Consider the following 10,391-nt stretch of genomic DNA (forward strand, 5'->3'; position numbering starts at 1 on the left):
GAGAAGCTCGCGCAGGCCGAAAGGGCGTACCGCGCCGGAAACGTGCCGGAGGCGAAGGCCGCGGCCCTGTCAGCCTATTTTGACGGTTATGAAATGGTCGAGCAGCAACTCGCCTCCGTGAACGAAGGGCTGATGCGCGAGACCGAACGGCGCTTCATGGCCGTGCGCGAAGCCATCGACAGTAACCAAGATGCGGCCGAGGTGGGCGATGCCATTGCGCTTGCCCAGGCGCGGCTGGACAGCGCCAGTGCCGCCCTCGATACGGACGGCCTGGCGCCGCTGGCTGCCTTTTCCGCAAGCTTTTTCATTCTCTTTCGCGAGGGTCTGGAAGCGCTCCTGATCGTCACCGTTCTGCTCGCCTTCACCCGCAAGGCCGGCGCTGCCGCGGCCACTCGCCAGATCCACCTCGGCTGGATGGCAGCGCTTGCAGCCGGCGTGGCCACCTGGTACGCGGCCTCCGGTTTGATAGACGTCAGCGGCGCCACCCGTGAAATGACCGAAGGGGTGGCCGGCGTTCTGGCAGCCGTAATCCTCTTCTACGTCGGTTTCTGGATGCACAACCACAGCAAGAGCCAGAAGTGGCTCGGCTACATCAAGAGCAAGGTCCACACCGCCCTGAGCAGCGGCACCGTCTGGGTGCTCACCTTCGTGGCCTTTATCTCCGTGTACCGGGAGATATTCGAGACCATACTCTTCTATCAGGCCCTTTGGACACAGGTCACCGACGTCACCTATCTCCTCTACGGCGTCGCCGCCGCCGCTCTCGCCCTGGCGGTCGTCTGCGTGCTCCTCTTCCGGATCGGCATGAAGCTGCCGCTGAGTCTCTTCTTCCGCGTCACCAGCATCGTGCTGCTGGTGCTTTCGGTGATCCTGCTCGGCAAGGGCATCGCCGCGCTGCAGGAAGCCGGCGCGCTCGGTGCCTCCTACCTGAGTCTGCCGGCAATCGACTGGCTCGGCATCTACCCCACACTGCAGGGGATAGCGGCGCAGCTACTGGCCGTGGCACTCGGATTCTTCCTGCTGTGGAAAGGCAGCAGGAAGCCGACGGGTGCCTGACGCCGGAAGTGCCGAGAATGCTTTACGTTAACGATCGGGGATTCTTGATCTTCGGAACCTTGCGGGCCATACGGGAAGCGCGCGCTTGAGCATTTCCGGACACATGAGTGCCGCGTGAGGAAGAGGGAAAAGCAGGATGCGAACACGATTTCTGACAGCCGTGCTGATCCTGTTGTTCGCACCGTCGGCGGTTTTCGCCACCTCGCCGGTCGGACTGTGGAAAACCATTGACGACGAAACCGGCGAGGCAAAATCCATCGTGGAAATCTACGAGCGGGACGGAACGCTCTATGGGCGCATCGTCGAGCTGCTGGATCCCTCACCGGATGATCCCAACCCCGTTTGTGAAGAGTGCGAAGGCGAGAGAAAAAACGAGCCCATCGAGGGCATGGTCATTCTCCGCGGCATGAAGCCCGACGGCGACGTCTGGTCGGGCGGCAAAATCCTGGATCCGGGCAACGGCAAGACCTACCCCTGCAAGCTCTGGGTGGAGAACAACAAGCTCATGGTTCGCGGCTACGTGGCGTTTTTTTACCGTACGCAGGCGTGGTTGCCGGTGGAGCGGGAATGACCGCGGGGGCGGTTTGTTCGCGTTGCAGCGGGCTCGTGCCACGCGACACCATCATGCATCCGAAGACAACACGCGCTAGCCGCCAGCCTCCCCAGCTGCGTTCCTAAGCATCCGCGCTCGTTTTTATAAACAGATTCACGAATACCCGCCTATTCCAGAGAACCCTTTACGCTTGCACCGCATTCAACTAATAGGATGCGCTAGCGCTGCGCGGAGTTCTGTTTTTTTGTGATTAAACTCACAATAAATATACTTCTTATACCTCACGCTCTTCCTCCTAATCAATGACAGGAGGTTAGCAATGCATCCTATTGGCAAATTAACGGTTTTCTCCGGTTTGTTCGGCCTTTCTGTGGCGGCCTTCGGCGCCGGGCCGCTGCCGATTGACCTCTACCTCGGCGGTGCGGTCGGGGCCAGCGTACTCGACATGGACCAAGACGGCGTGGAAGTTGAAAGCTTCGGCTCCATCAGTGGCAAGGTGATGGGCGGCGTAAAATTGAACCAATACATTGGCGTGGAAGGCCAATACACCCACTTCGGCGAGGTGGAACTCTCAGCCGGTGGCGCTTCGGCCAGTGACGAGCTCAGCGGCTGGGGCTTTGCCGCCACTGGTAATTTACCGATCATCAACAATCTTTCCCTTGCTGGCCGCGCTGGCTTTATCAACTGGGAAACGGATGATGACGATGGCACTGACCTGCATGTAGGCGGCGGCCTTCATTTCGACGTGGTCGAGCATTTCGCCTTACGCGCTGACTGGGACTACTATCCTATAGATGGTGGGGACTTGAGCACTCACATGGTGTCGATTGGCGGTCAGTTCGTGTTCTGATCATGGATCTGGCCTTGCCCCCACTGAGCCGGCCGTGCGCCGGCTTTTTTTGTAGCGACGCTCCCCGTTCTCGGTAGCACCGCACCTGGCGTCCCACGTCATGATCATCGCCTTTGATCCGAGTTGGCGGCAGCCCGGAGGATCCTAAAGACAATCGCGCGGAATGGTACGCTGCCAGTTCTGCGAATACACCCGCCGCTCGCCTTCGAAGGCATCAAGCCGTGCGTGGATATGGAAATCCTCGGGAGTGCAGGTCAAAAGCGTGTTCGTAATGACTTCGACGTGCCAGTCGGAGCGTTTGAACATCCGTTGAGTATACGTCTCGCCACGTGGCGAGGAAAAATCGTGGTCCCGAAAAGTGTACCACTCCAGCGTCTTGCGCTGGACCTCGGTCGCGGTCTCTTCGATCAAAAATCGGCCCTGGTCGTTGATGACCTCCAGCGTCGATTCCTCCTTCGCCAGATCGCGATGCAGATACCAGTTGTGGTTGCCGGATTCGATCGCCCTCGTTGCCAGCGATGGGGCACCCTCGGGCTCGGGCAACGGGCGCAGCGCCGCGTCTTCAGCTCGCGGCGGCCGCACCGGCAGAATGAGGCGGCTGCTCCCGGGCAGGATCGTCAACGTTGCCGGCTGCGGTGGGGGCCATGCCAGTGGCCAGTAGGAGGTGGAGATTGACAGGCGCAGCCGATGACCGGCGGGGAAGCGCTGCGCGATGCCATTGAGATACAGCCGGGCGCGGTAGCGCTCGCCGGGCTCCAGCGGTTGCGGGTTCTCGTTGCTCTCCCGGTGCGTGAGGTTGAGCAAGCCGTAGGTGACCCGTGTGGCCTGGCCGTTTGGCGCCACATCCGACAAGCGTGCGGCCACCATAGCCACCGGCTGGTCGGCCGTCAGCTCCAGCTCGAGTTCCGGCGCCCCGAGAATCTCGATGGGCTCGCTGAGCGCCTTGCTGTCGAAAATCACGGCGCCGCCGTCCTCTTCGCGTTGATCGTAGGGCAGATCCGGAGTGGCCGAATAGGAGCACCACTTGCCGGCGAACATACCGACACTCAGTGGCGACTGCACGGCCATCAGGTCATGGTCGGCTTGCAAGCACTCGCCGGCGGAGGCGAGGTGATGGTGCGTCAGCGGATAAGGCACGCGCTGCACGTTGGCGGACGGCCAGCACGGCTCACCCACCCAGCCGCCCGGGCGAGCCTCGTACGAGGTGACCGGAGGCACGCTGTCCTGCATCCATACCCGAAGCATCGGCTCTTCCATGATGCCGGTGTCCTTGCCCTTCAGCCAATGATCCCACCAGCGAAGCGCTTCCTGAAGAAAGCCGACCGCTGGGCCGGGAAGGCCCATGTGCGGGTATTTGTGGCCCCAGGGTCCGATCAGTGCCTTGCGCGGCACGTCCAGGTGACGCAGCAGGCGAAAGATAGCGTTGGTGAAGCCATCGGCCCAGCCGCCGACCGCGAGCACCGGACAGCTGATCGCGCCGTAGTTTTCACACACGGACGCCGAGCGCCAATATTCGTCGCGCCGCTGGTGCGCGAGCCATTGCTCCAGCCAGAGACCGCTGCCGCGCAGGCGCTCGAACCACATTTCCCGCCAGCGGTCGCCGACGATCTCGGGATCGGGCGGGAGGCTATTGAACCCGAACATGACGGTGGCTTCCGAGAGGTTGTCTCCGAGTAGACAGCCGCCCATGTAGTGTATGTTGTCGGCGTAGAGATCATCGCTCGCGCACGCGCTGATGATCGCTTTGAGCGCCGGCGGCCGGCGCGCGGCAACCTGCAGGCTGTTGAACCCTCCCCACGAGAGACCCATCATGCCGACATTTCCGTCACACCAAGGCTGCCGAGCGATCCAGGCAATGACGTCCAACGCATCGTCCTGCTCCTGCCTTGTATATTCATCGGTGAGCACGCCATCGGAGTCCCCGCTGCCCCGCATGTCCACCCGCAGGCAGACGTAGCCATGGCCCGCGATATAGGGGTGATTGATTGCGTCGCGGGCACGGGTGAGATCGCGTTTGCGATAGGGAAGATACTCCATCACGGCCGGTACCGGATGGCCTGCGGCCGTAACCGGAAGCCATATGCGCGCGGCAAGCCGTGCCCCGTCGCTCATGGGTATGAATGCATTCTCGATGACGCGCACCTGATAGGGAAACGAGGTGATCGCCTTCATCGTGCCTCCTAGCCGGCATCCCGCGCGTCATGGGGCAGCTCGTTGCCGCCGCGATGTGCAGGCTGAAACTCGAAGTGCAGGGCATCAAGACAGGCATCGCACCGCTCCAGCAGCTGCTCGCGACTCTCGGCGCCGAGAAACAACGTGCCCAACACGTAGCGGTAGCTGTCCTGATTCAGCAGCTCGGACAAGCGCATGCCCGGCTTCACCTGCAAAATGATCTGCGTCTCCGGAAAGCGCGCCTGGATCTGCTCAAGCTCTTGCTGGCTCGGAATCCGCCGGACGACGCCGTCTTCGTAATGCGGAATCATGCACTTGGCGGCGATCCGGAACTTGCCCTCACGACAAGGCATGCGTGGGCGCACGCCGAGGGCGATATCGATCGCCACCTCGTGGTTGGACATGCCGTCGACCTTGGCGAACAGGTCACTGTGCGATTCGGAGAGGCGGGTATTGAGTTCCACCAAGCGCAGCTTGTCGGGTTGCTCATCCCATAGGTATTCGGCGTTGAAGCAGCCGTTGTCGAAACCGATGTGCCGCAGGAACCGCTCGCAACTATCGATCATCCGTCGCTGCACCGGCTCGGGTAGCGCCGAGGGGTACTCGTAGCGATCGAAGCTTCTGCCCGCGCGGTCTTTGGGCATGTCCAGAACGCCATGTACGAGGTATTCGCCCTGGGCGATCGACCCTTCTATCGCCGATTGCGCGCCGGAAATGATTTCCTCGGCTATACACATATTGCCGCTGCACTGCCGAATTTCCTCCGGCAGATCGATCAGTTCCAGGGCCTCGTCGAAAGAAGCACCAATACGGCCGATGGCGCCGCGTATCTTGGTGATGGCTTGTTGAAATTCTTTTGCGTCATGGATTTTGAATCCGAGCTGCGAGCCGAAGGACTTGACCGGCTTGATCCAGTATGGGAAGTCCAGCTCGATGCGTTTTCCGGCGTTGTCGTCGAAAGGATCGAAGCTGGTGAAGCCTGGAATGCAATCGGGAATCGCTTTTTTCTGCTCCAGGCGGCCCCAGTACTTGTGCTCGCACTTGAATACGCTCTCCAACGGCGGCGCCGGGATGCCATATTCCCTGCAGAGCACCGGCGCGATGACGCTGGCGGGGAAATCCCAATGCGCGATAATTGCGTCGACCGAACCGGGGAAGCGTTCCAACTGCTGCCGTGCGTCGGACAGCAGGCGCTTGAAGTGATGGTCTCCATTCCTGATCGTCAGAACATCAACGTCCAACAAATTGTGAAAAGTCCGCTCGCCTGCCTCCCGAACCGTCCGCAGTTCCCCGAGCTGAAATTCGTCAAGGCCGAGTATGAACACGTTCGTAGTCATCAACGCCTGTTCTCCTGAACACCCCGCCAACAGGACGTGTTGGCTTCGGGCGGCATACTTGCCGTCTCATTTAGAGCACTTCGGCGGACCGCTGTTCCCTGAGTGTCTCTACTGGAGCAGGTTTTGCGATGGCTTATCGTGCCGCACGCTCATGTCCCACAAGCGGGCGCCGACATGGTGAAATCCGGCCTCGGCGCTAACCCGATTTACCGGAATTGGATGTCCTGCCACCGCAGGCGGGCCGATGTGCCTGGCTTCCCTGGCTCATGCGGGATTGCGCCACGCGCTTGCTTCGGGGTATGCCCCCCCCCAACACCGGATAGGATGCGGGCTTTTCATGCAAGCTTTTGATTTGAATGCCGGCGGCCGGAATCCATGGAGCGCAGCGCATGGTAGCCTGTCTGCGACAACTGATAGGCGGCTTTGCGGAATGGAAGGCATATGATGGCGTATCGCGAGTGACCGATCCCGCGCAACACCATGACCGATTTCAGCGCACTCCAAGCCTGGGCCGCTAGCGCCGCCCAGGGGGTAGAAACGTGGCTGGGCCAAGGGATCATCATCCTGCTGGCGCTGATCACGGCCTGGATCGCCCATGCAACGATCTTCGCCCTGGCCGGTCGGTTGACGGCCAAGTCCGCCGGCTGCTTGCGGGAATGCCTGGTAAGGCATAGCAAAGCGCCGGCGCGGTTCGTAATGCTGATCATTGCCACGCAGTTTGCCCTCACTGGCCCCGGCAGGGCCATAGCGCAGGGCGGCGGGGTGCGCCACGTAGTGGCGATCACCCTCATCGCTGCCGTGGCTTGGCTTGCCGCGCGCGCGATCCTGGCGCTCGAGGAGGCCATTCTCAACGGCCATCCCACGGACGTAGAGGACAACCTGCAGGCCCGGCGGATCCATACCCAAACGCGTGTACTGGCGCGAATATTGATCTTCGCTGTGGGATTGGTCGGCTTTTCGCTGATTCTGATGACCTTCCCCAGCGTGCGGCAGCTCGGCGCCAGCCTGCTCGCCTCCGCCGGTATCGCGGGTCTGGTCGCGGGATTGGCGGCGCGCCCGGTGCTGGGCAACCTGATTGCCGGATTGCAGCTGGCGTTGGCGCAGCCCATTCGCTTGGACGATGTCGTGATCGTCGAGGGCCAATGGGGCCGCATCGAGGAAATCACCCTGGCCTACGTGGTGATTCGCACCTGGGAGGACCGCCGCCTGGTGGTGCCGTTGCAATATTTCATTGAGCATCCGTTCGAGAATTGGACGCGGAACACCTCACGATTGCTGGCCACGGTGGAGCTTTTCGCCGATTACCGAGTGCCGGTGGATGTGCTGCGCGCGGAACTCGAACGCATCGTACGCCAAGCGAAGGAATGGGACGGCCGCGTATGCGTATTGCAGGTAACCGAGGTTACCGAGCACACCGTCAAGCTGCGTGCCCTGGTCAGCGCGGCCGACTCAGGGCGGGCGTGGGATCTGCGCTGCCGTGTTCGTGAAGCTCTGCTGGCCTATCTCCAGCGCGAGCATCCTTATTGCCTGCCGCGTTTGCGTACCGAGCGGGTGATCCCTGCGAAGGCGAGTGAAAGCAGGCCATAGCGGACACGCCCGCGACGGGACGACGACGCAGAATGGGCAAAATCGTGGTGGTGTTCCGGGCAATGAAGGCCGCCTGCGTCAAGCGGGTGGGCGTCACGCGGCCGCGAGTCCGCCCCATCACATGACGCGCACCGCCTTCCAGAAGTGGGATTTCCAATAACCGCTGCCGAGCCGGCTCATGGTGACGCCGGCACTGGTGGAGGCGTGGATGAAACGCCCGCTCTCTACGTAGATGCCAACGTGGCGTTTGCCCCAGCCCGTATGAAAGAAGAGCAGGTCGCCGGGGCGCAGCCGGCTCATGCTGACCTGCGGGCCGGCGCGGGCCTGCCGCTGCGTGGTGCGGGGCAGATGGACGCCGAACCGGGAAAGGTAGGTCACGTAGACAAAGTCGGAGCAGTCCACGCCCCGTTTGGACGTACCGCCATACCAGTACTCCACGGCCCGCCATTCGGCAAGCTGGGCGTACAACGCGCGTGCAATGTCGCCGCCGCCCGCCGGCGTGCTCCCCCTCGCCGCCGGCCGTTTTTCCGGCAGCTCCGCGCATCCGGCCAGCGCGAGCAGCAACGCCGCGGCGAGCGCGGGCATGAACCCGAGCCGGTGCCACCGGTCCGACGGGCACCGGCGAGCCGGGCTTACGCCCACGGCTTCGGTGCGTGGCTGAGCGCCCCGGGACAGGTCTATGAAGCGCGGCGCCGGACTGTCCATATCCCAAAGAATGAGCCGTGCCGGTGGGCTTCGCAACCGTGCGGTTCGCTAAGCCAATCCGTCTCGATGGCCGCGTCAACCGGATTAACGTGATGGCGGGGAGCTCGTGGCAGAGGCGAATGCACCACCATGCGCTATCGTTTACGGAGATTGCAGAACCGGGTGTGCTGAAGGCCCGCGAAGAATCGAGTGAGGGCGGTCGCTATGAGGCCAACCCGGCGGATCGAGCCGCCATGTGTTGCTCGCCGGATAAAACGCCGCAGCCGATTTCCGGGCGTTCGGTCTCCGATCAGGACCACGCTCGCTGCCGCCTGTTGAAATCTTGGCCTCTCCCCCGGAGCAGATCAAGAGCCAGCGCTCCGGCAAGTGGAATCCACTCGGGCCCGAGTACACTCAACCCGGTACCGGAAGGGTCGAATCACTGACGAGGCCGTAATATACTCGGGCATCCACCCCCACTTTTGCCAATCCGTCTTCTTAATTTTTTTCAAGACCCCATGTTCCGCTAATTGGATGGAATATATGCACCCTGATCTGACATCGCTCAAAGAGATTGTCATCAATACGGCAAAGGAACAGATACTGCCCCGTTTTACCGAAATCGAGATCCAATGGAAAGCCGACAGAAGCCTGGTTACGGAGGCGGATCTCGCCATACAAAACGAAATCGGCAAAGCACTCAAAGCCCGTTGGCCCGCGATTGAATTTCTTAGCGAAGAAATGGAGGAAGAAAGCCAAGCCCGTTTACTTGCCGGCACGGGAGCAGGTTTATGGTGCCTCGATCCCCTGGATGGCACACGCAATTTTGCTACTGGTCTACCTTGCTTCAGTGTTTCGCTTGCGCTTCTCAAAAAAAAGGAGGTGGTGCTCGGATTAGTTTATGATCCTCTGCGCAATGAGTGTTTTACTGCTCAGAAAAATAAAGGGGCCTGGCTCGATGGTAAAGTTTTAGGGGAGCGCCGCCCGCTTCCGCCCTTGAGAGACGGAATCGGGCTCGTTGATTTCAAGCGCCTCCCTGCGGCGCTGGCCGCACGTCTGGTCACAGAACCTCCCTACAGTTCTCAGAGAAGCCTCGGATCCGTAGCACTAGATTGGTGTTGGCTCGCTGCCGGCCGCTGCAGCGTCTACCTCCATGGTAGGCAAAAAATCTGGGATTATGCCGCCGGCAGTTTGATACTAAGTGAAGCGGGTGGCCGTGCAGTGACCTTGCAGGGAGAATCGGTATTCCGCCCCTCACTCGAACCACGCTCAGTAGCAGCAGCACTGGACGAAACGTTATTCAACGAATGGGTGGCTTGGTTAGAGATCCCTCACTAAGGTCGACTATCTTTATCCGCTGAAGGGAATTTTCGTTGCTTTAATCAAAAGCAAGCTTCTTCTGGCCGGCGCTACTGTCCGCCCGGGATACACTATGGTGGTGCACACCTATCCGCTTAGCACCTAATGTATATTAGACGGCATTTCTGCTGTGAGCTGGGAGCAAAGGATGGGTGCAAAGGACCCGGGTCAGCTTTGGCGCGAGTTTCCGAAGACGTTGTTGGAGTTCGAGCGGCGCTTCCCCACTGAGGCGGCCTGCCGGGAGTACCTGATTGCGGTGCGCTGGGGCGCACGGCCTTGGTGCTTGCGTTGTGGTGGCGAGCGCCTCTCGGCGATCAGCCGCCACCGTCTGCACTGCCTGGATTGCCATCATCAGACGACGGTAACCGCGGGGACGATCATGGAGAAGACCCGTAAGCCGCTGCGGCTTTGGTTCCGCGCGCTCTGGGAGGTATGCGTGCACCGTCCCGGCATCTCGGCCAAGGACCTCCAGCGGGTGCTGGGGCTGGGTTCCTATGAGCCGGCGTGGTGCTGGCTGCACAAGCTGCGCCGGCTGATGGTTGACCCCAAGCGCACGCCCTTGGCCAAGGCGATTCAGCTCGACGAAGGCTTTGTCCGTGGCGCACGGAAAGCGGTGGGTGGAACCAGCCGGGGAAAAGGGGTGGTGCTCGTGGCCGGTGAGGCGGGAGGTCGCGTGCGACTTGCCCACGCCCCATGCAACGATGAGCCAAGCCTCAGACGCTTCGGTGACGGTTGCCTTGGTCCACACGCCGCGCTGACCAGAGACGGCCTGGCCAGCTTCAACAGCCGAAGC

Annotated in this window: 9 protein-coding genes; 6 read left to right on the forward strand and 3 right to left on the reverse strand. The window is 61.4% G+C overall.

The annotated features are described in order from the left end of the window. From AC52Q4_RS12740 to AC52Q4_RS12750, 3 genes are all read left to right on the forward strand, one after another. Positions 1 to 1,056: FTR1 family iron permease (locus tag AC52Q4_RS12740; protein ID WP_495537173.1), on the forward strand; the 1,056-nt coding region annotated here is incomplete at its 5' end. Positions 1,057 to 1,192: 136 nt separating this feature from the next. Further along, positions 1,193 to 1,627, forward strand: a complete 435-nt coding sequence (locus tag AC52Q4_RS12745; RefSeq protein WP_495537174.1) for a DUF2147 domain-containing protein — start codon at positions 1,193 to 1,195, stop codon at positions 1,625 to 1,627. Between the two features lie 301 nt (positions 1,628 to 1,928). Beyond that, positions 1,929 to 2,459: an outer membrane beta-barrel protein gene (locus AC52Q4_RS12750; protein ID WP_495537175.1), complete on the forward strand. Its 531-nt coding sequence runs from the start codon at positions 1,929 to 1,931 to the stop codon at positions 2,457 to 2,459. 144 nt (positions 2,460 to 2,603) lie between these two features. On the opposite strand, the gene AC52Q4_RS12755 is transcribed toward AC52Q4_RS12750, so the two are convergent. Both AC52Q4_RS12755 and AC52Q4_RS12760 read right to left on the reverse strand, forming a co-directional pair. Further along, positions 2,604 to 4,631: a CocE/NonD family hydrolase gene (locus tag AC52Q4_RS12755; protein ID WP_495537176.1), complete on the reverse strand. Its 2,028-nt coding sequence runs from the start codon at positions 4,629 to 4,631 to the stop codon at positions 2,604 to 2,606. Positions 4,632 to 4,639: 8 nt separating this feature from the next. Then, entirely contained in the window at positions 4,640 to 5,968 is a 1,329-nt protein-coding gene (locus AC52Q4_RS12760; RefSeq protein WP_495537177.1) for an ATP-grasp domain-containing protein, read from the reverse strand. A gap of 480 nt (positions 5,969 to 6,448) precedes the next feature. On the opposite strand from AC52Q4_RS12760, the gene AC52Q4_RS12765 reads away from it, so the two are divergent. Then, positions 6,449 to 7,555, forward strand: coding sequence for a mechanosensitive ion channel family protein (locus tag AC52Q4_RS12765; protein ID WP_495537178.1), 1,107 nt, complete (start codon positions 6,449 to 6,451; stop codon positions 7,553 to 7,555). A 117-nt stretch (positions 7,556 to 7,672) separates the two neighbouring features. Here AC52Q4_RS12765 and AC52Q4_RS12770 read toward each other — a convergent pair whose 3' ends face one another. Then, positions 7,673 to 8,296, reverse strand: coding sequence for an NlpC/P60 family protein (locus AC52Q4_RS12770; protein ID WP_495537179.1), 624 nt, complete (start codon positions 8,294 to 8,296; stop codon positions 7,673 to 7,675). A 486-nt stretch (positions 8,297 to 8,782) separates the two neighbouring features. Between AC52Q4_RS12770 and AC52Q4_RS12775 the strand changes: the two genes are divergently transcribed. Beyond that, on the forward strand, positions 8,783 to 9,577 hold the full coding sequence (locus AC52Q4_RS12775; protein WP_495537180.1) for an inositol monophosphatase family protein: 795 nt from the start codon (positions 8,783 to 8,785) through the stop codon (positions 9,575 to 9,577). A 169-nt stretch (positions 9,578 to 9,746) separates the two neighbouring features. Then, positions 9,747 to 10,391: IS1595 family transposase (locus AC52Q4_RS12780; protein ID WP_495537181.1), on the forward strand; the 645-nt coding region annotated here is incomplete at its 3' end.

It is taken from the genome of Nitrococcus sp., from assembly GCF_059432795.1.